The 24,223-nt window shown below is 52.7% G+C and carries 27 protein-coding genes; 16 read left to right on the top strand and 11 right to left on the bottom strand.

Translation table 11 applies throughout. The features are described 5' to 3' along the window. Positions 1–24 precede the first annotated feature (24 nt). The 4 genes from mutL to hfq all read left to right on the top strand — a co-directional run bounded on the left by mutL (position 25) and on the right by hfq (position 4,738). Complete coding sequence (gene mutL / locus AC27IT_RS02045; protein WP_487091555.1) at positions 25–2,358, top strand: DNA mismatch repair endonuclease MutL; 2,334 nt, start codon at positions 25–27, stop codon at positions 2,356–2,358. 369 nt (positions 2,359–2,727) lie between these two features. Beyond that, positions 2,728–3,513: a class I SAM-dependent methyltransferase gene (locus AC27IT_RS02040; protein ID WP_025846033.1), complete on the top strand. Its 786-nt coding sequence runs from the start codon at positions 2,728–2,730 to the stop codon at positions 3,511–3,513. Beyond that, the gene (miaA, locus tag AC27IT_RS02035) at positions 3,510–4,469 is read left to right on the top strand and encodes a tRNA (adenosine(37)-N6)-dimethylallyltransferase MiaA (protein WP_007786918.1); all 960 of its coding nucleotides are present in this window, start codon (positions 3,510–3,512) and stop codon (positions 4,467–4,469) included. Before AC27IT_RS02040 ends, miaA begins: the two co-directional genes overlap by 4 nt. A 29-nt stretch (positions 4,470–4,498) precedes the next feature. After that, positions 4,499–4,738: an RNA chaperone Hfq gene (gene hfq, locus AC27IT_RS02030; RefSeq protein ID WP_005835647.1), complete on the top strand. Its 240-nt coding sequence runs from the start codon at positions 4,499–4,501 to the stop codon at positions 4,736–4,738. Between the two features lie 140 nt (positions 4,739–4,878). Here hfq and AC27IT_RS02025 read toward each other — a convergent pair whose 3' ends face one another. From AC27IT_RS02025 to AC27IT_RS02010, 4 genes are all read right to left on the bottom strand, one after another. Further along, positions 4,879–5,913 (bottom strand): vWA domain-containing protein, encoded by a 1,035-nt coding sequence (locus tag AC27IT_RS02025; RefSeq protein ID WP_487091554.1) that lies wholly within the window; start codon positions 5,911–5,913, stop codon positions 4,879–4,881. Between the two features lie 13 nt (positions 5,914–5,926). Then, positions 5,927–6,250: a hypothetical protein gene (locus AC27IT_RS02020; protein ID WP_025846027.1), complete on the bottom strand. Its 324-nt coding sequence runs from the start codon at positions 6,248–6,250 to the stop codon at positions 5,927–5,929. 280 nt (positions 6,251–6,530) lie between these two features. Beyond that, positions 6,531–7,736, bottom strand: coding sequence for an MFS transporter (locus AC27IT_RS02015; RefSeq protein ID WP_487091553.1), 1,206 nt, complete (start codon positions 7,734–7,736; stop codon positions 6,531–6,533). 2 nt (positions 7,737–7,738) lie between these two features. Further along, positions 7,739–8,218: a DUF6530 family protein gene (locus tag AC27IT_RS02010; protein ID WP_290426165.1), complete on the bottom strand. Its 480-nt coding sequence runs from the start codon at positions 8,216–8,218 to the stop codon at positions 7,739–7,741. 270 nt (positions 8,219–8,488) lie between these two features. Here AC27IT_RS02010 and AC27IT_RS02005 point away from each other — a divergent pair, with 270 nt between their 5' ends. Further along, positions 8,489–8,845, top strand: coding sequence for a GIY-YIG nuclease family protein (locus AC27IT_RS02005; RefSeq protein ID WP_007786929.1), 357 nt, complete (start codon positions 8,489–8,491; stop codon positions 8,843–8,845). Positions 8,846–8,979: 134 nt separating this feature from the next. On the opposite strand, the gene AC27IT_RS02000 is transcribed toward AC27IT_RS02005, so the two are convergent. The 3 genes from AC27IT_RS02000 to AC27IT_RS01990 form a co-directional block, all read right to left on the bottom strand. Beyond that, the gene (locus AC27IT_RS02000; RefSeq protein ID WP_221843347.1) at positions 8,980–9,405 is read right to left on the bottom strand and encodes a VOC family protein; all 426 of its coding nucleotides are present in this window, start codon (positions 9,403–9,405) and stop codon (positions 8,980–8,982) included. 158 nt (positions 9,406–9,563) lie between these two features. Beyond that, positions 9,564–10,793 (bottom strand): multidrug effflux MFS transporter, encoded by a 1,230-nt coding sequence (locus tag AC27IT_RS01995; protein WP_487091578.1) that lies wholly within the window; start codon positions 10,791–10,793, stop codon positions 9,564–9,566. A 51-nt stretch (positions 10,794–10,844) separates the two neighbouring features. After that, entirely contained in the window at positions 10,845–11,315 is a 471-nt protein-coding gene (locus tag AC27IT_RS01990) for a MarR family winged helix-turn-helix transcriptional regulator (protein ID WP_005835655.1), read from the bottom strand. A 251-nt stretch (positions 11,316–11,566) separates the two neighbouring features. Here AC27IT_RS01990 and infC point away from each other — a divergent pair, with 251 nt between their 5' ends. The 7 genes from infC to glnA all read left to right on the top strand — a co-directional run bounded on the left by infC (position 11,567) and on the right by glnA (position 18,940). Further along, entirely contained in the window at positions 11,567–12,010 is a 444-nt protein-coding gene (gene infC, locus AC27IT_RS01985) for a translation initiation factor IF-3 (protein WP_487091552.1), read from the top strand. Positions 12,011–12,157: 147 nt separating this feature from the next. Further along, a complete protein-coding gene (locus AC27IT_RS01980) occupies positions 12,158–12,916 on the top strand; it encodes a DUF4184 family protein (RefSeq protein ID WP_007786934.1) in 759 nt (252 codons plus the stop codon). A 173-nt stretch (positions 12,917–13,089) separates the two neighbouring features. Next, positions 13,090–14,049, top strand: a complete 960-nt coding sequence (locus AC27IT_RS01975; RefSeq protein WP_005835660.1) for an AAA family ATPase — start codon at positions 13,090–13,092, stop codon at positions 14,047–14,049. A 230-nt stretch (positions 14,050–14,279) separates the two neighbouring features. Continuing rightward, positions 14,280–15,572, top strand: coding sequence for a GTPase HflX (gene hflX / locus AC27IT_RS01970; RefSeq protein WP_025846016.1), 1,293 nt, complete (start codon positions 14,280–14,282; stop codon positions 15,570–15,572). An 8-nt stretch (positions 15,573–15,580) separates the two neighbouring features. Beyond that, on the top strand, positions 15,581–16,858 hold the full coding sequence (locus tag AC27IT_RS01965) for a methionine gamma-lyase family protein (RefSeq protein ID WP_007786938.1): 1,278 nt from the start codon (positions 15,581–15,583) through the stop codon (positions 16,856–16,858). 302 nt (positions 16,859–17,160) lie between these two features. Continuing rightward, positions 17,161–17,571: a MerR family transcriptional regulator gene (locus AC27IT_RS01960; RefSeq protein WP_005835664.1), complete on the top strand. Its 411-nt coding sequence runs from the start codon at positions 17,161–17,163 to the stop codon at positions 17,569–17,571. A gap of 34 nt (positions 17,572–17,605) precedes the next feature. After that, on the top strand, positions 17,606–18,940 hold the full coding sequence (gene glnA / locus AC27IT_RS01955) for a type I glutamate--ammonia ligase (protein WP_005835665.1): 1,335 nt from the start codon (positions 17,606–17,608) through the stop codon (positions 18,938–18,940). 279 nt (positions 18,941–19,219) lie between these two features. Here the strand turns inward: glnA and AC27IT_RS01950 are convergent, their stop codons facing one another. After that, entirely contained in the window at positions 19,220–19,558 is a 339-nt protein-coding gene (locus tag AC27IT_RS01950) for a hypothetical protein (protein WP_238504402.1), read from the bottom strand. A 202-nt stretch (positions 19,559–19,760) separates the two neighbouring features. Here AC27IT_RS01950 and AC27IT_RS01945 point away from each other — a divergent pair, with 202 nt between their 5' ends. Both AC27IT_RS01945 and AC27IT_RS01940 read left to right on the top strand, forming a co-directional pair. Next, positions 19,761–20,156 carry a MerR family transcriptional regulator gene (locus AC27IT_RS01945; RefSeq protein WP_005835668.1) on the top strand — a complete coding sequence of 132 codons (396 nt, stop codon included), beginning with the start codon at positions 19,761–19,763 and terminating at the stop codon, positions 20,154–20,156. An 18-nt stretch (positions 20,157–20,174) separates the two neighbouring features. Next, a complete protein-coding gene (locus tag AC27IT_RS01940) occupies positions 20,175–21,164 on the top strand; it encodes an arsenic resistance protein (RefSeq protein ID WP_026557292.1) in 990 nt (329 codons plus the stop codon). Between the two features lie 255 nt (positions 21,165–21,419). Here the strand turns inward: AC27IT_RS01940 and AC27IT_RS01935 are convergent, their stop codons facing one another. After that, positions 21,420–21,611, bottom strand: a complete 192-nt coding sequence (locus AC27IT_RS01935; protein ID WP_005835813.1) for a hypothetical protein — start codon at positions 21,609–21,611, stop codon at positions 21,420–21,422. 122 nt (positions 21,612–21,733) lie between these two features. Here AC27IT_RS01935 and AC27IT_RS01930 point away from each other — a divergent pair, with 122 nt between their 5' ends. Both AC27IT_RS01930 and AC27IT_RS01925 read left to right on the top strand, forming a co-directional pair. Continuing rightward, positions 21,734–22,207: a hypothetical protein gene (locus tag AC27IT_RS01930; protein WP_005835811.1), complete on the top strand. Its 474-nt coding sequence runs from the start codon at positions 21,734–21,736 to the stop codon at positions 22,205–22,207. 356 nt (positions 22,208–22,563) lie between these two features. Next, complete coding sequence (locus AC27IT_RS01925; RefSeq protein WP_198508395.1) at positions 22,564–22,809, top strand: hypothetical protein; 246 nt, start codon at positions 22,564–22,566, stop codon at positions 22,807–22,809. A gap of 12 nt (positions 22,810–22,821) precedes the next feature. Here the strand turns inward: AC27IT_RS01925 and AC27IT_RS01920 are convergent, their stop codons facing one another. Together AC27IT_RS01920 and AC27IT_RS01915 are read right to left on the bottom strand one after the other, a co-directional pair. Next, positions 22,822–23,460 (bottom strand): FusB/FusC family EF-G-binding protein, encoded by a 639-nt coding sequence (locus AC27IT_RS01920; protein WP_005835807.1) that lies wholly within the window; start codon positions 23,458–23,460, stop codon positions 22,822–22,824. Between the two features lie 171 nt (positions 23,461–23,631). Beyond that, complete coding sequence (locus AC27IT_RS01915) at positions 23,632–23,895, bottom strand: CD3324 family protein (RefSeq protein ID WP_005835805.1); 264 nt, start codon at positions 23,893–23,895, stop codon at positions 23,632–23,634. Positions 23,896–24,223: the final 328 nt, after the last annotated feature.

Below are 24,223 nucleotides of genomic sequence, written 5' to 3'. Positions count from 1 at the left end.
ACGATAGGCAGAGGGGAGGAGCTCATGGGAAACATTCGAGTGCTCGATGAGCAGCTCGCCAATATGATTGCGGCAGGCGAAGTGGTGGAGCGTCCGGCTTCTGTCGTGAAGGAGCTGGTGGAAAACGCGATTGACGCTAGCGCCACCTCGATTGAGATTCATGTGGAGGAAGGCGGCCTGGAGCTGATCCGCATCGTCGACAACGGACACGGGATGGATCGGGACGATTGCCTGCTCGCTTTGGAACGGCATGCGACGAGCAAAATCAGCACCCCGCGGGACTTGTTCCGGATTCGCACGCTCGGCTTTCGCGGCGAGGCACTGCCGAGTATCGCGGCTGTCTCGCGGATGGAGCTGACCAGCAACCGTTCGAGCCGCGAGATCGGCACCCGGCTGCTGGTGGAAGGCGGCGAGGTCAGAGAGGTGGCGGATGCGGCGGCGGTGCAGGGGACGGAGATTTGCGTCCGCAGCCTGTTTTTCAATACACCTGCCCGGTTGAAGTACATGAAGTCGATCGCCACAGAGGTCGGCCACATTTCCGACTACGTCAACCGACTGGCGCTGACGCATCCCGGCATTTCTTTTACGTTGACCCACAACGGCAAGACGCTTTTGCAAACGACGGGCGACGGCAAGCTGCTGCACGTCATGGCGGCCATCTACGGCGTGCAGGTAGCCAAACTGCTCCTGCCGATTTCGGGAGAGACGCTCGATTTTCGCTGGGACGGCTTTTTGTCCAAGACAGAGGTGACGCGGGCGAACCGTTCCTATTTATCGACGCTGGTGAACGGCCGCTACGTTCGCAGCTACTCGCTCAATAACGCGATCATGCGCGGCTACCACACGCTGCTGCCGATTGGACGCTTTCCGATCGTCGCGCTGCAAATTGAAATGGACCCGACGCTGGTGGACGTCAACGTGCATCCCGCCAAGCTGGAGGCGCGCTTCAGCAAGGAAGACGAACTGTGCAGCGCGATCGAGCAGTCGGTGAAAACGACGTTGCGCCAAGGCTTGGGGATCGTACGGCCGATGGCGACCCAGCCAAAAGCGAAAATCTCCACGCAAGTCGTGCAGCCGCAGTTTGACCTGACATTTACGAAGCCAGCCATTGAGAAAAGCTCGCTGTTGGAGGCTAGTCCGAGGTTGCAGGAATGGATGGCGAAGCAGGAGAGCAACAAGGCGCAGGCGGGGCAGCCAGCGGGCATGGCAAACGCGGCAAGTCCTGCAAACCCTCTCTCTCCTGCCGGCCTGTCTTTCCAGGAGACGGAAAAGAAAACGGTACACGAGGCCGCTTCGCCCTATCCGCGTCCAGAGCAAGCTTTGCAAACTGGTGTTGGGGGCGGGGAGGCAGCAGGGCATACGGGGACACAAGCTGCGGCAGCGACGGGGAGCGCGTCTGCGGGTGTCGGCGAAGGGAACGAACATGGTCAATATCGCGAGCAAGACTATGCCCAAGCCCTAGACCAAGCCCAGGCTCAAGCTGGGACTGGGACGAATGCCCAGACTCTAGCTGCAGCCGAAACCCACGCACAGCCCGAAGCGGTTCAGCAACAGCCGCAGCTCCAGTCTCAGCGCTTCCAGCCGCTCAACCGAGCCGAGGAAACGGAGCCAGTCGCGCAGCCGATAAACGCACAGGCAGGGACAGCGGAACCGCAGACGGGCGCAGCATGGGCCCAAGCTGACGTCACCCGGCTTGACGAGCCAAGCGAACAGCAAGGCCAGGCGGCAACTCCAGCAGCACCAGCCAACGAAGAAACTACTACGTCGGCTGTTCCCGTCATGTACCCGGTCGGACAGGTGCACGGAACGTACATTGTGGCGCAAAACGATACGGGGATGTATTTGGTCGATCAGCACGCGGCGCAGGAGCGGATTTTTTATGAATACTTCATGGCCAAGCTGACCGAGGAAGGCGTCGCGAGCCAAATGATGCTGTTCCCGCATACCGTCGAGGTGACGGCAGCAGAGGCAGCGCGGCTGGAAAAACGGTTGCCGCTGTTGCAGTCGTTTGGCCTGGAGGTCGAAGCTTTCGGCGGGCGAACGTTTATCGTGCGCGCGCACCCGCACTGGTTCCCGGAAGGAGCCGAGCTGGAAGTTATCGAGGAGCTGATCCAGTTTGTGCTGGAAGCAGGCGAGCACGGACAGGCTAGTGTCGTCCAGATGCGGGAAAAAGCCGCGATCATGATGTCGTGCAAAGCTTCGATCAAAGCCAACCGCTATTTGACGCACGCAGAGATGGAAAGCCTGCTGAACCAACTGCGCGAGACGAGCAGTCCTTTTACATGCCCGCACGGCAGACCGATCGTCATTCACTTCAGCGGCTACGATCTGGAGAAAATGTTCAAGCGCGTCATGTAGGCAAGCGCACAGACGCGAAGCAAACACCCCCCTTAGATGCTCTAGGGGGTCTTTCTGACTGAATCGGAAAGCATAAACGGCAAGAACAAACAACCCGATTCAGCAAGAATAACCTTCCGCTAAAACGCGTTCGCTCATCCTTGAGATGGCCGCGATAAAGGTTTTGTTATGGCTTGTCGGCAGACCGCTTTGTTTTCTCCTTGTAAAAAAATTCACAAGCCCGTAACTGGCGGAAGAAAACGTGATATGATAGCAGGTGATCGGACATAAGTTTGGCACAGATTCTATTTGACCGCCAAATTAATCCTGCTTACAATAAAAGAGTTTCCGTCCAACAGGACGCAGACACACGGAAAGGAAAGCGGATACGTGATCGTAACGACGGGACTTGAGCCTGCTGAGGACACCTTGCGCCATGCGCTGGCATTGGCCGATGCGTTTGGCGTACCTGTAGTGAGACGCGGTGACTTTTCCCTCAGCCAGCTACGAAAACGGCATGGCGACGACGAAGTATTGGTCGTCTCTGCGCAAGGAGCGCGCCTGGAGGTGCCGGGGAAAAAGCCGTTCTTTTTTCACCCGAACACTGCGGCTTTTCGTATAAAGCGGCTGATGCGCGGCGATACTGATACTATGCTTGTTGCTTGCCAAATTCAACCAGGGGATGAAGTGTTGGATGCCACGCTCGGACTAGGGGCGGATGCGATTGTGTTTTCCCATGCGACAGGAGCAGAGGGGAAAGTGGTCGGCATCGAATCTGAACGAGTGCTTGCTATCATGGTCGAAGATGGACTCAAGCACTGGGCGTCTGACTCGGAACAACTGGAGAGAGCCATGCGTCGTATTGAAGTGCGGTGCGAAAACCATCTGGAAGTCTTGCAGGGATTGCCGAGCCGCTCTTTCGACGTCGTTTACTTCGATCCCATGTTTGAAATGACGGTTCACAGCTCGCAAGGAATCGCAGGAGTGCGCGAGTTTGCCAACCCGCAACCACTGACGGAGCAGGCCATTTCAGAAGCGCTCCGCGTAGCGAGAAGACGCGTGGTTATGAAGGAAGGAAAAACAGGCAAAATCTACGAGCGTTTTGGCTTCGTTCCATTTCGCTCCCGCGGCCAACAGGTCGTGTACAGCTACAAAGAGACAGGTGGAGGGGAGTGACCTTGCAGCAGAAAGAAAAGCTAGTCGTCATCATCGGCCCGACAGCAGTCGGCAAGACCCAACTGAGTCTGGATTTGGCCCAGCAGTTCAACGGCGAGATCATTTCCGGGGATTCCATGCAAGTCTACCGCGGCATGGACATCGGGACGGCCAAGGCAGAGCCTGCCGAGCTGGCGCTGGTGCCGCATCATCTCATTGATATCAAAAATCCGGACGAAGAATATTCTGTCGCCTTGTTCCAGGAAAGCGCCACCCGGCTGATTACGGAGATCAACCAACGGGAACGCCTTCCTTTTATCGTAGGCGGTACGGGTCTCTACATAGAATCGGTTACCCATCGGTTTCAATTTTCGCAAGCCGCCCAAGATCCGGAGCTGCGCGAACGGCTGCAGCGTCTGGCAGATGCGGAAGGCGTGGAAGCGCTGCACGCAAGGCTCGCTGACGTTGACCCGATTACAGCACAGCGCTTGCACCCGAACGATGTAAAACGGGTAATTCGCGCCTTGGAAATATACGAAAGCACGGGCTACAAAATGTCGGACTTTCAACTGCGGGCGCAGCACTCTCCGTACGATCTCGTCATGATCGGACTCACGATGGAGCGTGCCGTGCTGTACGAACGGATCAATCGCCGCGTCGAACTGATGATCGAAGCGGGGCTGGTCGAGGAAGTGCGCGGGCTTTTGGACAAAGGCTACGACGCTTCCATGGTGTCGATGCAAGGGCTGGGGTACAAGGAGTTGATCCCTTACCTGTACGGCGAAATTACGCTGGAAAAGGCGATCAACGACATCCAGCAGCGGACGCGGCATTTTGCCAAACGGCAGTTGTCCTGGTTCCGCCGCATCCCGGAAGTGCAGTGGTTTGACATGACCGATCCGGCTGGTCAAGCGAAGTCCGTGGAAACTATCAAGCAGATATTGGCAGGAAAGTTTCAACAATTGCCGAATATATAACATACAAGTCCTTTTAGGGGGTAGTGTACATGAAACAGACGATCAACATTCAAGATACGTTCTTGAATCATTTGCGGAAAGAAAACATCGCGGTTACCATTTACCTTGTGAACGGATTTCAATTGCGCGGGTATATTAAAGCGTTCGATAATTTCACGATTGTGATTGATAGCGAAGGCAAGCAACAATTAGTATACAAGCATGCGATCTCCACTTTCACTCCGCAACGCCCTGTATCGCTCATGTCTTCGGAAAACAACCAGCAATAAATCGCAAAACGCTCTGCCCACCAGCCAGGACTCTTGAAGAAGTCCTGGTTTTTTCTTTTAGAAACCAAAAGGAAAAGGCGCCACAAAAGGCTTTCAGCGTCTGCACGGAAAGCCTTTGCGGCAAACCTGTTTATGAAAAGCTACAGATAGCGGGCGATCATCCGCACAAGCTTGGCAGGGAACTCGTGAAGGTTGGTCATATCCAAAAAACGTTCCTTGCCGTAGATGCCGCTAATCACCTCCTTGTCCTGGCCGATTGCGGCGGCAAGAAAGGCAACTCCTTTTCGTTCGTATTCCTGGATCGTTTGCTTCATGTCGGCAACGGCATAGCTTCCGGTATAGTCGTCCATCGCTTTCGGCTGCCCGTCGCTGATGCTGATGAGCAGCTTGGTCTGCTGTGGGCAAGCGGCCAGCCGTTCCGCCATAATTCGCAGAGCCATTCCATCGCGATTATTGCTTCTGGCGCGAATTTGCATCAGTCGGAAACGGTCGCTCGCGTCCGGTTTGTCCAGGTCTACATAGGCGAAGATGGACATTTGCTCCAAGCGGGAAACATCCGCGGTATCGCCAAAGATCAAAACAGGAATCTGGCAGAGCTGGCAAAATTCATACACCGCGATGACGGCCCGCTTGGCTGCTTCCAATCGCCCGAAGGCAGACATGGAGGCGGATTCGTCTACCCGTAGGCCCACTACCAGCGAAGGGGATTCAGAAGGCGGGCGCTTTTTGGCAAAATATTTGTAATCCCTGTAAGCGACGCTGTCTGCCTGAAACTTGCTGCCATAGTAACGATTCCGCGAAAAGTCGGAAGCCAGCTCATGCTCCAGGTAGGGCAATGTTTTTCTGGCAAGCTGTTGCACGATCGGCATCAGTTCTTTGCTCAGACGGACGTATTCCTGTTGGTCCTCCTGATCGTAGTCCGGACGGTGCACAATCAGCTTTACTTTTTTATGGATGGAATCAGCAACGACTTCTCTTGCCGCTTGATTCAGCTTTTTACGGAAGTCGCGTTCCTTTTGTTTTTCATCCTCCTGCAAAGGCGCTGGATTGGCCTGATGATAGCGGGGAGCTCCCGAAGTGGAGGTTTTTGTATGGGCAAAATCATCCGCCATATAGGAAGAGCCGTTGTCGTCGCTGTCGGCTGATTTTTTCAGGGCGATTCCTTTTTCAGCCAAGCCGTTGTCCCTGTCAAAAGCCGTGTCGTCTATTTCTCCCGAAGTCTTGATTTCGATAGCATCCGGAGATTCTCGTTTTTTTTAGCTCCAGAGAGACTGCTTCTAAGCTGGCGAATAATCCTTGCTGGATAAGTGCTTCTTCCAGAAGCCGAATTTCTTCCGAGTCGGTCGTTATTTTGTAAATGATCTTGTGGTAAAGCGATTGTTTTGCGGAAGCTCCGCTGGCGATGGCATCTGCCCAGTAGAAGAAGGAGCGCATTCCCGCCACGCCTTTGATCGCGTTAGCCCGTGCGGTTTTGTCCAAAAGCAGAATCACATCCGCCAATACGGCCAGCATCTTCTCGTCATGAAAACCGGGCTGCCATCCAGTTCCAGGGCAGAGTTTAACGCCATTAACACCGCAGCGTCACGAATAACGTTCGGTTCCTGAATTTCCAATAAATATCCCTTTTGATAGGCCCTGACGATTTCGGAAGGGTAAAAGCGGTACTCGACAGTTTCCCCCACGGTTTGTTCCGCTGCAAGCTTCAATAAATGCTTCATTATCCGTCAACTGTCTGTCCGGTGACAAATGATAGAGACTGTTTTCCGTCATTTTCTTTTCCTCCGAATCGTAGTTATGTGGTGCGATTCTCGCCCCTGCGCTTCTTCTCCACGACGAGGGGGAGCAGCAGAGCCGCACCGACGAAAATGAATCCTCCGCTTGCGGCATAGACCGCGCCAAGGGAGAACATCTCTTTGAGATAGCCGGACACGGACATACCGATGACCATCATCCCCATGAAAACAGGCGTGATCGTGCCCGATACGCGGCCGATCAAGGCGCCTTCCGTGTTGCGGACGAGCAATGTCTGGATTCCGCTCTGAATGCATGGGAAAAAGAAGCCGCTGATTACCAAGAGAACGAGCGTCAGCCCAATCGCGGTCGAACTCCCCAAGCCAATCGTACATACGGCCGTGACAAGCAGGCCGACCAAGAGCAAAAGCTGAGGTTGCACCTTTTTGGCGAAACCGATAAGGACAGCTCCGCCAATCAGCATGGCTGCTCCGTTGGTCATGACAAGCCATTGCAGAAAGGATTGCTCCTGTCGCAAGTTTTCCAGCACGAGGAAAATCTGGAGCGGCTGTGTCAGTCCAGATGCCAACCCGACGGCTGAAAAAGTCAGGCAGAGTGTTCGCAACGATTGATTGGCGCCGATATAGCGCAGTCCGGCCAGTAACTCTGCGATAAAGCCGCCGGCCTCATCCGGCTTTTCTTCCGCCGAGTCGCGAGGCAGTGTCATCAAAATGAGCGAAGAGCCCAGAAACAGGACAGCAGTCAGCAGGAGAGAGACAGTCATGCCAAACTGCAAGTAAATAAACGTGCCGATGACCGGGCCTAAAACCATAAACATCGCGACTAACGTTTGCGACAGTGCCATTACGCTCTGCAGTTGCGCTGCCGGAACGTGCCGTTTGTACAGTTTCATGGCGGAAGGCTGCGAAAATTGGGACAAGCTGGCCGACACAAACATTCCGATGAACAGGGCAATCCACCCGCCGTTTATCAGCACGAGCAGCACCGCACCCACGGACAGGGCAGACAGTAGATCGCTCCAGACCATCGTCCGCTTTGGCTGCCAGCGATCGGCAAAAGTTCCGCCAATCAGCCCAAACAAAAAGATCGGAGCGAACTCTGCGACCGAGATCAGCGATACGTAAACAGGATTGTTGTTCGTCCATTCGCTTACGAACAGCAGAACGGCAAAATTCCGGACCCAGATGCCCAACTGCAACAGCACGCGGGAAAGGATAATCGTTCGTACATAAGGATTCCTGAACAATGTCAATACCCCATATCTTTTAATAGTCTCGCTAATGCGCGCAGACGTTCGCCTATCAGTTCATCGTCTTCGCTCAACACGCGGCTGAATTGCTTGATATCGTCATGAAGCGTGTCATTGTCCGTGCAGATCGCCACGTTCAACGCATCGCCTTGCAGAGCAATCCTGTCGATAACGGGCTTTTGCGGGTCGTAAAAATGCTCGTATCTGTATGCCTCGCGAAAATGGTTCAACGTGCGGCAAACGAGCAGCGACAGATCGAGAATGCGATGGAGCGGGAGTTCCTCCGATTCCGTCGACCAGGCTTCGCCTGTGGATTTCCATGCTTTGGCAGCGATGGCGACTTTGCCGGTGTCGTTTTTCGCAGCCAAGCCAAGCGAAAGCGCTTTGACATCCGTATTTCTGGCAGAACGGCCGTCAACCCGATCGTAGTTTTCTGACACGACGACAGGCTTGTGTTGTGAAGTAGTTGGTAGTTTCATTTTCTTTCCCTCTTTCCTTTTCGAAATTACTGCAAAGTGTAGCGGAGATTTCATCGCGAAGCAACAGTTTTTGTTAGGATTGACAAACATTTTTGTTTTGTGTTTATTATTATACAAACCAAACCGCAAAATGTTTGTTGTTTTTTCTTCCCGGTTTCCTGGACCGTCTCCTTTGTCGAGACGGAAGCCAGGCGAAGCTTATTTTCGAAAATCGCACAGGAAGTCGAATACAGGCTACAGGTGTAGCGGCGCGAAAAGAGAGGAGAAACTATGAAGCGAAAAGATGAACTGAAACAGACGTTTAAAGAAGCGAAGACAGAGGCAGGGGTGTATCAAATTAAAAACACCCGAAATCAAAAAGTGTGGATTTGCAGCACCCGCAATCTGAAAACGATGAACGGAAAGCTGTTCACGCTTAAACTCGGTTCCCATATGAACAAACAGCTTCAAAGCGAGTGGGACGAGTACGGAGAAGAGGCGTTCGTCTGTGAAGTGCTGGAGGTTTTGAAGAAGAAGGAAGAGGGATACTTTGACGAAAAGGAGGAGCTTGAGAAAATGGAGCAAAAATGGCTCGACAAGCTTCAGCCGTACGGAGAACGCGGATATCACCAGAAGAAAAAGCAGTAGCAGCAGGGGCGCGGTGCCTCCGTAGCTAACCGAGATTGCTCGCCAAAATAAACGAGGGCCAGTCTACACACGTTTTCGCGCGTTTCGACTGGCCCTCTGGTCTGGCCCTTTACAATCTACAAGCTAAGGAGCAGTTATTGCTTGTCTTCAGTAAAAATCTGGAAGGTAATGCCGAACTTGTCGCGCACACTGCCATAGGCAGGGCTGAAAAATGTCTCTTGCAGAGGCATATGTACTTGCCCGTCCTCTTGGAGTGTGGCGTAGATGCGCTCCGCATCAGCTTTGTCCCCTATGGAAATGCAAATGGTCACCTGATCGCCTACTTGGTGAGGCTGTCCTGGGAACGTATCGGAAAGCATCAGATGGCTCTCGCCAATTTTGAGGGTGGCATGTCCCACGAGATTTTTCGCTTCCGCAGGCAAAGGGTACTCAGGGTTTTCCGGCATTTCGCCAAAGGTCTGCTTGTACAGCACTTCGGCACCCAGTGCTTGTTCGTAAAAGGCGATTGCTTCACTTGCTGTTCCGTTCAGGACGAGATAAGGGATCAAACGCAAAGTCATTGAGGAATCATCTCCTTGGGATATGGGCTTGTTTATGGAGGGAGCAAAAGCAGCGGCTTCTCCATATCCAGATTGTACCATAAAGAACGTTTGTTCGTAAATAGGGGGTTAAAAAACCGAGGACTGGCAAAGCGTCCTCGTCTGGCAGGAAAAGCTTTTTATGCCGCCGTCTTCCTGCGAATCATCAGGAGGTAGCAGAGGATGGCGCCGAGTGTAGCGAGCGCGATGACGATCCCCATCGGAACGGCTGTGCCTTCTCCGCCAATCCCGACCAACGGCGCGACGATTCCGCCGCTGATGAAGGAGAGCAGACCTTGCAGGGCAGAAGCGCTGCCTGCGGCCTTGCTCTGGTTTTGCATCGCCAGCGAAAAGCCTGTCGCACCGACGATCCCGACGCTCGATACGACGAAGAACAGCGGAACGAGGACAGCGACCAGCCCGGCCTGGAGCAAGATCATAGCGAGCAGGGCAACACCGCCGACTGCGGCCAGTGAGATGCCGGTGACGAACAGTTTCGTTTCCTTGACTTTTCCTGCGAGCCTTCCGGTAATTTGACTGGCAATAATAATTCCGAGCCCGTTCATGGCGAAAATCATGCTGAAGCCTTGCGGAGAGACGCCAAAAATTTTCTGGAAGACAAACGGCGAGCCTGCAATGTAGGCGAACATCGCGGCTGTGACCAAGCCTTGCGACAAGGCGTAGCCCATGAATACCCGGTCTTTCAGCAGTCCGCCAAACGTTTTCAGCGTGTTGCCAATCCCGGCTTTGGAGCGGCGATGGACGGGCAACGTCTCAGGCAGGCCAAGCACGACGACAAGCAGCATGATGGCACCGATCAGCCCGAGCGCGACAAAGACGCCGTGCCAGGTAGTAAATTCCAGCAGTTGACCGCCGACAATCGGCGCGGCAATCGGCGCGATCCCGTTGATGAGCATTAGCAGGGCAAAAAATTTGGTCAGCTCGGTCCCGGAATACAGGTCGCGAACAGTCGCGCGGGCGATGACAATCCCCGCCGAGCCGGCCAGCCCCTGAACAAAACGAAGAAAGACAAACGTGTAAATCGAAGGCGCAACCGCACATAAAAAAGAAGACAAGGCATACAAAATCAGTCCGATCAAAAGCGGCATTCTCCGCCCGCGCACGTCGCTGATCGGTCCGGCAAAAAGCTGACCGACCGAAAGCCCGATCAGGCAAGCGGTGAGGCTGAGCTGGGCCAGTGAGGTGCTCGTATGCAGGTCATCTGCGAGCAGCGGCAAAGCCGGCAAGTACATGTCCAGCGACAGCGGGCCGAATGCCGAGAGGGAGCCTAAAATGGTCGCGATCCACAGACGGCGCGACTTGCTGCCGGCAAGTGACGAGGAATCCAGTTCTTTGGCTACACAGTTCAAAGGAATGTTCAAACCTTTCTCTTGTGGAATGGGGAGAGCGACAACGCCTGGCTACTCGTTTGGTTCAGCAGATGGCTCCGTATTTTCCAGGTAAAAGGTTTGCAGGTTGTTGTGCATTCTTTCCAACATGCCTTGCAAGACGATTTTTTCTTCGTCTGTAAAGCACTCGAAGCATTTCAGTTCGAGAATGCGCAGCGCTTCCTTGACGGCTTTTGTCGCCAGCCGCCCTTTGTCGGTGAGGAAAACCCGGGAGATGCGCTGGTCGCGCTCGTCGGCGCGCCGTTCAACCAGCCCGCATTTTTCCATGCGATTAATCATGACCGTAAGCGTTGCGGGTTTTACCTGGATACGTCGGGCCAGCTCCTTTTGCATCAAGCCGTCTGTTTTGGCGAGACGCATCAGGAGAATCGGCTGCCCTGGGTAGACGTCGTAGTTTTGAATGAGATATTCAACGTTTTTCTTATGAAGCTTCATCACATGGCCCATCGCATGTGTCAAAGCAGTAGAATAATCAAATTCCACCAAAGTACCCCCGTTTTGTTAGCTGGCTAACTAAAAATTAATGTAAATGATTCTCAATCCACAGTCAATACTGATCTATTATACAAAAACGAAGCACGTTCGTCATGAGGGAGTAAAAGAATGTTGTCTCCGAAGGAAGGAGAGAAAGTAGCGGTTGTAGAAACTAACCATTCCGAAACAGGAAAGGACAAGGTGACAACGCGATGATTTAGAATGAAAAAATAAAAGCGGCGGAAGTCAGCCTGACTGGCGTGAACGGAGAGGACCTCGGGATCGTCGACACGAAAGTCGCGCTGCAAATGGCGAAGGAGCAGGGCGTCGACCTCGTTTGCCTTTCGCTCGCCGCAAGCCCGCCGCCGTGCCAGTTGGTTGGCCGCACGAACTATAAAGAGCAGCTCAACCGCGAAAAGGCCAAGCAGCGCAAAGAGGAAAAAGGCAGAAAAGTAAAGGAGCTTCGCTTGAGCGCCTATATCGAAGAGCACGACTACGATACGAAAAAACGGCAAGCGGAAAAAATTCTCGCGGCAGGGGACGCGGTGCAATTGACCGTGCGCCTGGAGAAAAAAGAAAGCCAGGAAGCGAAAAAATTGATCGAGCAACTCGTAAAAGAGCTTGCGCATTGCGGCGTGCAGGAAAAAGGCATTCAAGTAAGCGGCAAGCAAGTGGTCGCTGTCCTGCTTCCGAAGGAGCAATAGCTGTACGGGAAGGCCCGGCTCGTAGTGACAGATGGTATTGTCGCTTCGGCCGGGCTTTTTTTCGCAAGTGTAGCCATTGGCTTGCTTGCCGCGTCTTTTTCTAATAGAAAAGACAAGCAACCACCAAACAGAAAAGCGAGTGATTTCATGCCGTTTACCTTTTCGCACCCGGCGATCGTCCTGCCGCTGCGCAGACTGGGCTGGGTATCCTTTCCGGCTCTCGTCTTTGGCAGCATGGCGCCGGATTTTGAATATTTTTTGCGCATGCAGCCGTACAGCGTCTACAGCCACACGCTGCTTGGCCTGTTTTGCGTTGATCTTCCGCTCGTGATCGTCCTGTATGTTTTGTACCGCTACATCGTCGAAAAAGGACTGCTCGCCGTTTTGCCGCTGTGGGCGGCAAAAGGCTTGGCGAGCGGGCGGCCGCAGACACGAAGCCGCAGGCGGACGTGGGTATCGCTGGTAGTGTTCGCTTACTCCGCGCTGCTCGGAAGCTACAGCCATATCGCCTGGGATGCTTTTACCCACGACGGAGGCAGCATGGTCGAACGGTTCGCTTTTTTGCAACAGCGCATCCCGCTCCTTTTTCTCGACGTGCCTGTCTACAAGCTGCTACAGCACGGCAGCACGCTGCTGGGCGGGCTTGCCATCGCGTTTGTGCTCTGGCGCACCGGACGCAAGAACGATCACGTCGAGATCAAACAGGCCACGCTGTACGGAAAAGGGCTGTTCTGGCTAGGAGTGGCTGTAATCGGACTGGGCGTCGTCGTTTGGCATGCCTTTTTCGTGAAAGGGGTGTCTCCCCTGATTCATCCGTTGCAGCAGGTCGTTCCTTTTCTGTCCGGAAGCCTGCTCGGGATTTGTCTGCTTGCTCCGCTGGCGAATCGGCCAGGTTTGAAAAAATAGGGCAGGTTTGCCTAGCTTCTGAGTATATTAATGTATGGCTGAAAAAGCATGTATTCGCACTGGCCCAAACTGGATGACACTTTTGAACATAAAGCATGGCTGCGCATCTGTAAGGACTGACAGGCAGGGACGAACGAACGTTTAGAGTGATGCACAAAGGCAGGTGACCGAACATGAGACATTCGGAAAGCAGTCTCTCCATTGATCCCAGCTCTGCTTCCACCTCTTCCAACTCAAACAGGATTCAAGTCGTTTTCAAACGCAACGATTTATCCATCAAGAAGCCCGAAACGCTGCCCGAATACGTAAATGCATCCGCACCCAGCGAATTGGCCTCCTTGTTTGATGAGCTTGAAAATTTGATCGGTCTGCAAGAAGCGAAGAAGACCATGTATGAGATTTACGCGCTGATAAAAATCAACAAGGAACGGGAAAAGCATCACCTGAAAATTGAAAAGCAAGTGTTTCATATGGTGTTCAAAGGCAACCCGGGCACGGGCAAGACGACGGTTGCCCGTTTGTTCGGCAAAATGTTCCGCGAAATGGGCATCTTGAGCAAAGGCCATCTGATCGAAGTGGAGCGGGCCGATCTGGTCGGTGAATTTATCGGCCATACGGCGCAAAAAACGCGGGAACTGGTCAAAAAGGCACTCGGCGGCATTTTGTTTATCGACGAGGCGTATTCGTTGGCCAGAGGGGGCGAAAAAGACTTCGGCAAGGAGGCGGTTGACTGCCTGACGAAAGCGCTGGAAGACTCGAACAAAGATTTCATTTGTATTATTGCCGGGTACAACGACGAAATGGAGCAGTTTCTGGAGCTGAACCCCGGCTTGCCTTCCCGTTTTCCGGTTCACATCAACTTTTCCGATTATAGTGTGGAAGAACTTTTGGACATCGCCACTCTGATGACCCGCGAAAAGGATTTTGAGCTGACGAGAGAAGCGAAAGAAAAAATCCGCCGTCTGCTGACCGGAATCGTGAATGACCCGTTCCAGCAAAATTTCAGCAACGCTCGGTTCGTGCGCAATTGCATCGAGAAAGCGATCCGGGTGCAGGCGGTCCGGCTGATGAAAGCAAACGAGCTGACGCGGGAAGAGCTGCAGCGGCTAAGAGCCGAGGACTTTCAAGTGTGACTTCTCCACGATCCATCCGATCCCTCCGCTGCGGGGGATTTTTTTTACAGATAAGAATTCTAGAAGCTTCTTATCCAGTATAAGGGCAACTAAAGCTGCACCAAAGGCTTGGCGCAGCCAAGTTTTCTAACCCTGCGCTTTGTTCTGTAGCGAATAGGGGCGGGGTGCATCGCGACCGTAACGAAATGGGCAAAATGTGGTATGATAGGGAGAAGAAAGGGCGTGAATCGGTGAACGAACTTATCAAAACAAAAGAAACTGCGATCTTGGTCGGGTGCTACCTGGATGGCCGTGATGAGGAACGGACGCGTCTCTCCATGGAAGAACTGCACGAGCTGGCTGAAACGGCTGGCGTCGAAGTGCTCGATGTCGTGACGCAAAACAGAGATCGAATCGACTCTGCCTGGTATTTGGGGACGGGCAAGATTGATGAAATTGCCGAAAAGGCGCATGAGCTGGATGTGGACGTCATCATTTTCAACGATGAGCTGTCCCCGAGTCAGACGCGCAATCTGGACAAAATTTTTGATTGCAAGGTCATTGACCGGACCCAGCTCATTCTCGATATTTTCGCGGGGCGAGCGCAGTCGCGCGAAGGGAAGATTCAGGTCGAGCTGGCCCAGTACAACTATTTGCTGCCGCGTCTTGCGGGCCAGGGCAAGCAGCTTTCCCGGCTCGGGGGCGGAATCGGGACGCGCGGTCCGGGTGAATCCAAGCTGGAAAGCGATCGCCGCCACATTCGCAAGCGGATCAGCGAGCTGAAGCAGCAGTTGGACGACACGGTCCGGACGAGACAGCTCCATCGGGAACGCCGCAAGAAAAACAACGTGTTCCAGATTGCGCTGGTCGGCTATACGAACGCGGGCAAGTCGACGATCCTCAACCAGTTGACACAGGCCAACACGTTGCAGGAAGATAAGCTGTTTGCCACGCTGGACCCGACGACCCGCCAGCTCGTGCTGCCGAGCGGCCTGGAAGTGCTGCTGACGGATACAGTCGGCTTCATTCAAGATTTGCCGACGAGCCTTGTCGCCGCTTTTCGCTCCACACTGGAGGGCGTGAAGGAAGCCGACCTGATTTTGCATGTCGTCGACAGCCACCACCCGGATTTGCGCGTGCACATGGAAGTCGTGGACAAAATTTTGCGCGAGCTGAAAGCAGAAGAAATCCCGCAGCTCGTCGTATTCAACAAGGCGGACTTGCTGACCGAAGGCGCCTACCTGCCGCATGCAGACGAATCCATTCTCGTCTCTGCCATTCGCGAAGAAGATCAGCAACGGCTTTTGGCGAGGATCGAACAATTTGTGCTTTCCTCTTATAATGAAATGAAGTTGCGCGTCCCGGTCGAGCGCGGGGACATTTTGTCGCTCTTGCACCGCGAAGGCGTGGAGATGGAGCAGCAATTTAGCGAAGAGGAAGAATCGTACCTGGTCACCGTGCGCGTGAACCGGGACAATCCGATCTACGGCAAGATCGCTCCTTTTCTCCTGGACAAACCAGAGACTGTTGAAGAGAGTTGGTAAGATAGCAGATGTTTCAATACTTTTCCCACGGAGAAAAGCTTCGTCCGCTCGTACTGGAAGTAGAAGCGACGATCTCCGAAAGACATCGTCAAATTTCCGCGCTCGTGGACACCAATCAGTTGAAGGTGCTGCGGTCTTTTCAAAAGCATGAAGTAAACGAGTTTCACTTTTCACCGTCAACCGGCTACGGCTACGACGATTCCGGGCGGGCTACGCTGGAATCAATCTACGCAGACGTTTTTGGCGGAGAGGCGGCACTGGTTCGGCCGCACATTATTTCCGGCACGCACGCGATTGCCATTTCCTTGTTCGGCATGTTGCGTCCTGGCGACGACTTGCTCTACATCACGGGCAAACCGTACGACACCTTGGAGGAGGTCGTGGGGGTGCGCGGTGAAGGGCAAGGCTCGCTCAAAGACTACGGCATCGGGTACAGCTTCGTGCCGCTGACGCCTGAGGGCGAGATTGATTTTCTCGCGGTAGCGCAAGCGATCACGCCGAATACAAAAGTAATCGGCATCCAGCGTTCGCGCGGCTACGCGGATCGTCCGTCCTTCACGATCGCCAAAATCCGGGAAATGATTCGCGCTGTCAAAGAAATGAAGCCGGATGTGATCGTCTTTGTCGACAACTGCTACGGCGAATTTACGGAAGAGCAGGAGCCGCTGCACGTGGGCGCGGACATCATGGCCGGCTCCCTGATTAAAAACCCGGGCGGCGGGCTGGTCAAAACGGGCGGCTACATCGTCGGCCGGGAAGACCTCGTCAAGCTTGCTTCGTACCGGATGGCAGCGCCAGGCATCGGTGCGGAGGGCGGAGCTTCGCTGTACTCGCTGCTGGAAATGTACCAAGGCTTTTTCCTGGCGCCGCACGTCGTCGGCGAAGCGCTCAAAGGCGCGGTGTTTTCATCGGCTCTCTTGGAGCGCCTCGGCTTTCAGACAAACCCGCTCTGGCACGAGCCGCGGACAGACTTGATTCAGTCTGTCGCCTTTGGCAGTGCCGAGCGACTGATTGCCTTTTGCCAAGGGATTCAAAAGGCAGCCCCGGTCGACTCACACGTGACGCCGTATCCGAGCGAAATGCCCGGCTACGCAGACCCGGTCATCATGGCTGCGGGGACGTTCATTCAAGGGGCGAGCATCGAGTTTTCCGCAGATGGCCCGATTCGTCCCCCGTACCTCGGCTTCGTGCAGGGCGGTTTGACGTATTCGCACGTCAAAGTGGGGATTTTAACGGCATTGAACGGCATGCTGGAAAAAGGCTTGCTCGACCTGCCTGAAAAGTAAACCGGGCACAAGCGACGGCGCGGTCATAGACGAGACGGCATTCTCTACGCAGGGGATGCCGTTTTTTTGCGGCTGACACGCCGGAGAGCGGGTAGCTCCCCGCAGGAAGCAAGCGGCTCAATGTCCTCATGAGGCGGTTTTAAGCGAAAGCGCCGGGGTTCGAGTGCCTGGCAGCGCGGGACAAACGTGGATTTTTACCAATGCGGGTCACTTTCTGCGTGATATTTTCTAACATCCGTTGACAGTGTTTATGCTTTTGCATAAAATAAGGCATAAGGATAACGATAGAGGAGGGACAAGTCATGAGTGATGACCTTCGCCGGAATATGGCCCTCTTTCCCATTGGGATCGTCATGAAGCTGACCGATCTCACTGCGAGACAGATTCGCTACTACGAGCAAAATGACCTGATTCAACCGGCTCGCACGGAAGGGAAGCAGCGGCTTTTCTCCTTCAATGATGTAGACCGACTGTTGGAGATCAAGGAACTGATCGAAAAAGGACTCAACATTGCCGGCATCAAGCAAGTGCTGAAGCTGCAAGAACCGGTCACCGAGCCGACGGAGATTACGCAAACGTCCGAAGGCAAGCGCAAGGACATGTCTGACAAGGAACTGCACCAGTTGCTCAGACAACAGATCATGTATCGCAATGCTGCCCGCCCAGGCGAGGACGCATTGATTCGTGGAGAGCTATCCCGCTTCTTCCACTGATATAAAGTTGTGAGAGAGACAGGAGGAGAGAAATGTGAGCAAGTACACAAGAGAAGACATTATGCGATTGGCCCAGGAAGAGGACGTGAGATACATCCGTCTGCAGTTTACTGACCTGCTGGGGATTATCAAAAACGTGGAGATTCCTCTGTCCCAACTGCCAAAAGCGTTGGACAACAAAATGATGTTTGACGGTTCTTCTATCGAAGGGTTTGTTCGTATCGAGGAATCGGATATGTACCTGGTACCGGACCTGGACACCTGGGTTGTATTCCCGTGGGGCAACGAGCATGGGAAAGTTGCACGTCTGATCTGTGATATCTATATGCCGGATGGCTCTCCGTTCGAGGGTGACCCTCGCTATATTTTGAAGCGCGCGTTGAAAGAAGCAGAAGAAATGGGCTTCTCTGCGTTCAACGTGGGACCAGAACCTGAATTCTTCCTGTTCAAGCTCAACGAAAAAGGCGATCCTACGCTCGATCTGAACGACCAAGGCGGCTACTTCGACTTCGCTCCGCTCGACACCGGCGAAAACTGCCGTCGCGACATCGTATTGACCCTGGAAAAAATGGGCTTTGAAATCGAAGCTTCCCACCACGAAGTAGCGCCAGGCCAACACGAAATCGACTTCAAATACGCGAACGCGCTGCAAGCAGCAGACCAGATTTTGACTTTCAAGCTGGTTGTAAAAACGATCGCGCAAAAACACGGCCTGCATGCAACCTTCATGCCAAAACCGCTCTACGGTGTGGCAGGCTCCGGTATGCACGCGAACCAATCCCTGTTCCGCGGCAACGAAAATGCGTTCTACGACGAGACAGACGAAATGGGCCTGAGCCAAACAGCGAAGCATTACCTCGCAGGTATTTTGCAGCACGCTCGCGGCTTCACAGCGATCACCAATCCGCTCGTGAACTCGTACAAACGTCTGGTACCTGGCTATGAAGCACCTTGCTACGTGGCATGGTCGGCGAAAAACCGCTCTCCATTGATCCGTATCCCAGCCTCCCGCGGCATGGGAACCCGTATCGAAGTGCGCAGCCCAGACCCGGCAACAAACCCGTACCTCGCTTTGGCTGTCATGCTGAAAGCCGGCCTGGACGGCATCAAAAACAAAGTGACTGTACCACCAGCGATCGACCGCAACATCTACGTGATGACCGAAGAAGAGCGCGAAGCAAACGGCATCGTCAACCTGCCAGCTACGCTCAAGGAAGCGATCGAGTGCCTGAAAGCCGATCCAGTAATCTGCGAAGCCCTGGGCGAGCACGCGCTGGTACACTTCATCGAAGCAAAAGAAATCGAGTGGGATATGTTCCGCACACGCGTCCACGACTGGGAGCGCGAGCAGTACATGAGCACTTACTAAAATGGAAAAATCCCCTTGCGCCTGCTGGTGCGAGGGGGTTTTTGCTTTTGTGGGCAGCTTTCGAAATTCACGTCGATGTATTGCTTTTGCCCACAATTCGCCCACAAATTTTCTAGTTGTAGATTGTTAATATGTGTTTTTCAAATTTGTCCATCCTATCTGTTTTAATTTTTTGGAAATGTGGACGAACATATCCGGCAGGTTGGGATATCACACCAGCACCTGCAAACGGACCAGGCGAGACTGGGAAAGTATGCTCCACTAATCGTGGAGCTTTTTTTATTTGCATGTTATTCGTTTCATTTCCGCCTCCATTTCATTGCGTAAGAATGCTTTCGCTTCTTCGTTTCCGGTAAGCTCCAGCAAAATCGGGTTCTCTTCGCTGCTTGCAATGACCGTAAACGTTAAAAACGGGCAGCATTTTCGCTCCAGCCGCACCCATTCCTGCACAAGCCGTAACGTATCTTGATCCCCCGGAAATTGATACTGAACCCCTTTTTCAAGCTCCGCAATGCTAATCCTTCTCGAATCAAGCTCTTCCCAAATGCTTTTGTACTCCACTCGCTCCGCTTCCGTAAAGACTGTGTGGCAACAAGCGATAGGCATTTTTGGGCTCATTTTGTCTTCCCCTTTCACGTTTCAGCAAGAATGCCTGATTTTCTACAAGCTGAACGCCCAGAGCTACCGCACCACTGACTGGAAAAGCACAAGCACAGAGCGTATGCAACTAGCAACTCATTTCATTTACAGCACCTTCCGCAAAGAGATATAATCGAATCGTAAAACTTAAAGTTAACTTTAAGTCAAGGGGGGAGTTGTTATGTCTGGACTTAGCATTGGGCAACTTGCGGCAAGGGCAGGGGTAAACGCATCGACGCTGCGTTACTATGAATCCGTTGGCTTGCTTCCTGCTCCGGAACGTCAAAATGGGCAACGCCGGTATGATGAACAACTACTCGAACGTATCAGTTTTATCAAGATCGCGCAGCAAACAGGCTTTAGCATCCAGGAAATCGCGATTTTGCTAGAAGGTTTTGAAACCAGTGGACCACTGTCTGAGCGCTGGGAACAAATGGCGAAGCAGAAACGCTCCCAACTTGAGGAAAGAAAAAAACAGCTTGATTGGATGATACAAATATTAGACAGCGGGCTAAGCTGCAAATGCCTTACGTGGTTGGAATGCCTGAAAAAAATAGAAACTACGGGTTCGCGATAGGAAAGGGCTGGGCGAGAAATGATTTCAAGAGAACAATTAGAAAAGAATCAAGTGTGGCTTTATGCGTTCGTGCTCGTGATTGCTGCTGGATTCGGGTTGTTATGGCCAGAATCAGGCGAGAGCCTTGATCGTACGATTTCGTTCGTGCTTGCCATCTTGATGTATGGAATGTTTGCCCAAATCCCTTTTTTTCGTTTAAAAGAGGCACTCTCGAATCGAAAGTTTATGTATGCGCTCCTTCTTGTCAACTACATAGCCGTACCAGTCCTTGTCTGGGGGTTAACGCGGTTTCTTCCGGCCGATCCAGCAATCTTGTTAGGGGTATTTCTTGTTTTGCTTACCCCCTGCATTGACTATGTGATTGTCTTCACCCATCTTGGGCGTGGGAACGAGAAACTCGTGTTGGTTTCAACCCCGATCCTTTTTGTCACCCAAATGCTTTTTTTGCCCGTTTATCTATGGCTTTTTATGGGCGAGAAAGCAGCAGAAATCGTGAGTGTCGGGCCATTTCTCGAAGCGTTTTTCGGGCTTATTGTCGTCCCGCTGATTCTTGCTCTACTTACGCAATGGTGGTCAACAAGACAACCACGGGGAGAACGGTTTCTTGATGCAACAGCATGGCTGCCTGTGCCTTTTATGGCGCTAACGCTTTTTGTTGTCGTTGCCTCGCAAATTGCCAAACTGTATAGCTCTTTTGATTCGATCATCCAAGTGATTCCTGTCTATGCAGCATATATGGCGATTACACCGATTATTGCGCGGATTGTTTCCCATCTATTCCGTTTGGATACCGGAGCAGGGCGAGCTTTGATTTTTAGTGCAGGCACGCGTAACTCTCTGGTCGTTCTTCCGTTTGCACTGGCGCTGCCGGAACCGCTAAACGGAGTGGCGTCGGCAGTGATCGTGACGCAAACCATTGTAGAGCTCATTGGGGAGCTAGTATATATTCGGCTGGTTCCAAAGGTGCTTTTGCGAGGGGCGGAGGGAATTGCGGAGAAACAAAAGTGATTCGTTTACATAAATGAGTTAGTAGAACATTTTTTATTGGGGTTTTAACGAGGCTGATCCGCTCCTGCAACCAAGAGTGGGAGTGGATCAGAAGGAACTGGCGATTTCCTGCTTTCCGGACTAGCTAAAAAGAGAGAAAGCAGAAGCTACCATGAAAACAGCACTCAAGCTGCTTATAATGAAAATAGTCCCTCTTGTTCTTTTTGACCAGAACGGATTGAGCCAGGAGGGAATCCGAGCATTGTTGGCGAGGAACTATTTCTGGCGCTTTTTCACGAACAGCACAGCGCTGGCAGCGACGACGCCTGCGAGGTAAATAATTGCGTACGATATGGCGCGCAAATAAGACAACTCTGAAGGAGTTCCGTTATAAATGGCGGTAGTAGCCGAGACGAGGATGATGCCGATGACGTAAACGGCCAGCCCGATCAAAATGCTTTTTCCCATGTCAATCTCTCCTTTGTGGCCTAGCTAGTGAGAGCATAACATGAATAAGGATTATTTTCTATTTTTTGTAAAGGGTACAAAATCAAAAAGATAACATTGTTTCTTATAGGAAAGGAACCTTTATGAACCCGCAACTAAAACAACTCCTGCTCCACTTCGACGACGCAGCCGAATGGTATGCCCCGAAAGACTTCGATTACCGAAAAGAAATGCAGCAAGTAAAAATGGTAAAAGCCCGCTTGGAAGCTGAAACAGACAACCGTTTCGAACTGGACGACTGCGTACAGGACGCCTCGTTTTTCGCAGAGATGTACATCCTGGAAAAAAGCCAACACGATGCGAAAGCGAGCGGGGGAAGCTATGCGATGTGCTACGAGCTGGCGATCCGCTTTTCGGCCTTTGGACGGTTCGTGACGATCCATGGCGCTTTTGACGAGACGGGAAAGCAACCAGACCTGAACCGCATCATCGCCACGCTGCAGGAGAACGGCTACCGCTACATCCCCGCAGACGAGCTGAACACCTTGTACGATGGGAAAAATCAAGCGATGATCGGCGAATACACCTGGTGGAACCGATTTTTCGACTACTTGTAACAGCCGCATCCTTCTTTTGCCCGCCGCTTTGGACGAACCATTTTTGTCTAGCGGGGCTTAACCTATCCGATCCACGTACATTCAGTTCGCCCGGCATGCCGAAACAATCGTTATCTCGCTTCCGACCGGCCTATCTGGCTGTACCATGCTCAAGCCAATGGAAGCTGAGAGGGCAGTTCCCCCGCCTAAACAGCGAGTGGCGGAACAGTTTGGATGTACTCGCCACGCTGGCAAAATAAGAGAAACGCTAGCAACTCCCGTGAAAAAGATTAACCTCACCTAACTTTGGTTAGGAGACAGCAAATAGAGAAGCAAAGTATAGTAAAGGTACCCGAAAGGAAAATCCTCACTTTCCGTTGATGGACGCCATTGTCGATGAAAATCGCCCTCCTGATGGCGTGGCCTTTGTGGAAGCTCCATTTCTCCGCGCAGTTTTCGCAAAGGCAGCGGGCTTCATCAAAGATTCGGTCAAAAGAACGAATGCATCCTCTCGCCCGTTTGCCGTCAACTGCCCCTTGAGTTGCTTGAGGGGTATTTTTTATGAAAACGGCTCCTTGTTCGCTAAGCTTGAACAAGGAGCCGCCACTGTTTTTCGCGCATGATCGTGTTTCTGCTCATTTGACCATCGTAGCCAGAAAATCATGCAGTTTTTCCAGCGAACGAATATTTTGATTGCAAGTGACGCTGTCCTGACACAAATAGTTTCCTTTTTTCAAATACGTGCCGTCGCCAGCGCCCCGCGCTTCCAGGACGAACATGCCGATGTCGGTAATTTTGTTGCAGATCGCACAAATCCCTTTTTTGGGCAGGGGAGTAAAAACGCCGTGAATGCCGATCAGCTTGTCAGGGTAGTAGGCGATCATGTACTTTTTGTCTGCCCCGCTGTCGAACCAGCTTACATACGACGTTTCGGCATACGGGATTTCCGCTGTCGCAGGCGGCTTGAGCTTCTTGACCTTCGGGAACATTTTTTTGATCGCTTGCTCGGTCAAAGCGGGAAACGGGATGATATACGGCGAGAGCCGCAGCAAAAACTGTTTGGCTTCGTTCTTTTCCTTGATGGCTGCGAGTGGCGCAAGCAGTTGCTTTTGTTCCTCTGTCATGCCGGGGAAGAGCTGGAACACGGATTCCTGGGCGATTTCTTTGCGGGCCCGGATGACATTAGGGTCTGTGCTGCTTGTGTATGCGTTCAACAAGGTTTGCACCTGTGCTTTGATGAAGTGATAGTGGTGGGGTGAAATAAATGGTTGCATCTTTCTGGTTCCTCCTTGCAGCGTACTCCGTCGGGCGTGAGGAGTCGTGATGGTGTTTGTACCTTCTACTGTAAAAGGAGCGGAGTGCGCTGCAAAGGGAAAAAACGATTGTAAAAAGAACTCGGCATAGGAAAAGCACTGACCGTCTCGTGGACGCGCCAGTGCTTTTGTCTATTTGGCATACACAATCTTTTTGATCGTTTCCGTCGAGAGAAAGTACTGCTCGGCCAGCTCCTGGATGGAGGCGCCTTCGCGAAAAGCGTTGCGGATCGCGCTGTTGCGTTCATCCAACTGTTTTCTGCCGCCGGTCCGGGTCCCCCATTTGTGATGGGCCGTCTTCGGTTTCGGAATGTAGATGATTTCTCCCTGCACGTACTTTTGGATTTCTGCGATCAAGGTTTCTGGCAGCATGCTGGCTGCATTCACATATTTCATTTCCGCTCGCTCCTTATTTTTGAAGTGAAAAATAAGGGGCAAAGCCAGGAAATAAGAAATGAGATACGTTAGAGAAGGCGATGAATTGTCTAAACGACTGTCCACCTCATGCAAAGTATCGCCTTATTCCCAGGCTTTGCATGAGACGCTGCAGTATCTGGCAAACCAATTCCATTCACCAACCACACACCCCCTCGTTCTCGTTTACTCCCTGCGCGCCGCCAAGTGCCCGCGCAGTAGTTCCCATTATAAATCATCTGTCCGCCATTTGCACCGCGGCTCTGGCGATTTTTTCACCACGCGCGCGCCGTCCGCCTATGCGACAAAG

This window comes from Brevibacillus sp. YAE8 (assembly GCF_057543335.1).
Note: the sequence above shows the minus strand (reverse complement) of the source record. Positions and strands in the feature narration are given on the sequence as shown.

Excerpts from the sequence above, each read along its gene's own strand:
- AC27IT_RS02010 (WP_290426165.1), bottom strand. The coding sequence starts at position 8,218 with ATGAAACTACCAACTACTTCACAACACAAGCCTGTCGTCGTGTCAGAA.
- AC27IT_RS01930 (WP_005835811.1), top strand. The coding sequence starts at position 21,734 with ATGAACCCGCAACTAAAACAACTCCTGCTCCACTTCGACGACGCAGCC.
- AC27IT_RS01945 (WP_005835668.1), top strand. The coding sequence starts at position 19,761 with ATGTCTGGACTTAGCATTGGGCAACTTGCGGCAAGGGCAGGGGTAAAC.
- mutL (WP_487091555.1), top strand. The coding sequence starts at position 25 with ATGGGAAACATTCGAGTGCTCGATGAGCAGCTCGCCAATATGATTGCG.
- AC27IT_RS02000 (WP_221843347.1), bottom strand. The coding sequence starts at position 9,405 with ATGACTTTGCGTTTGATCCCTTATCTCGTCCTGAACGGAACAGCAAGT.
- AC27IT_RS01940 (WP_026557292.1), top strand. The coding sequence starts at position 20,175 with ATGATTTCAAGAGAACAATTAGAAAAGAATCAAGTGTGGCTTTATGCG.
- AC27IT_RS01980 (WP_007786934.1), top strand. The coding sequence starts at position 12,158 with ATGCCGTTTACCTTTTCGCACCCGGCGATCGTCCTGCCGCTGCGCAGA.
- AC27IT_RS01975 (WP_005835660.1), top strand. The coding sequence starts at position 13,090 with ATGAGACATTCGGAAAGCAGTCTCTCCATTGATCCCAGCTCTGCTTCC.
- AC27IT_RS01960 (WP_005835664.1), top strand. The coding sequence starts at position 17,161 with ATGAGTGATGACCTTCGCCGGAATATGGCCCTCTTTCCCATTGGGATC.
- AC27IT_RS02020 (WP_025846027.1), bottom strand. The coding sequence starts at position 6,250 with ATGCTGGCCGTATTGGCGGATGTGATTCTGCTTTTGGACAAAACCGCA.
- hfq (WP_005835647.1), top strand. The coding sequence starts at position 4,499 with ATGAAACAGACGATCAACATTCAAGATACGTTCTTGAATCATTTGCGG.
- AC27IT_RS01915 (WP_005835805.1), bottom strand. The coding sequence starts at position 23,895 with ATGAAATATGTGAATGCAGCCAGCATGCTGCCAGAAACCTTGATCGCA.
- AC27IT_RS01920 (WP_005835807.1), bottom strand. The coding sequence starts at position 23,460 with ATGCAACCATTTATTTCACCCCACCACTATCACTTCATCAAAGCACAG.
- AC27IT_RS02005 (WP_007786929.1), top strand. The coding sequence starts at position 8,489 with ATGAAGCGAAAAGATGAACTGAAACAGACGTTTAAAGAAGCGAAGACA.
- AC27IT_RS01950 (WP_238504402.1), bottom strand. The coding sequence starts at position 19,558 with ATGAGCCCAAAAATGCCTATCGCTTGTTGCCACACAGTCTTTACGGAA.
- AC27IT_RS01965 (WP_007786938.1), top strand. The coding sequence starts at position 15,581 with ATGTTTCAATACTTTTCCCACGGAGAAAAGCTTCGTCCGCTCGTACTG.
- AC27IT_RS01935 (WP_005835813.1), bottom strand. The coding sequence starts at position 21,611 with ATGGGAAAAAGCATTTTGATCGGGCTGGCCGTTTACGTCATCGGCATC.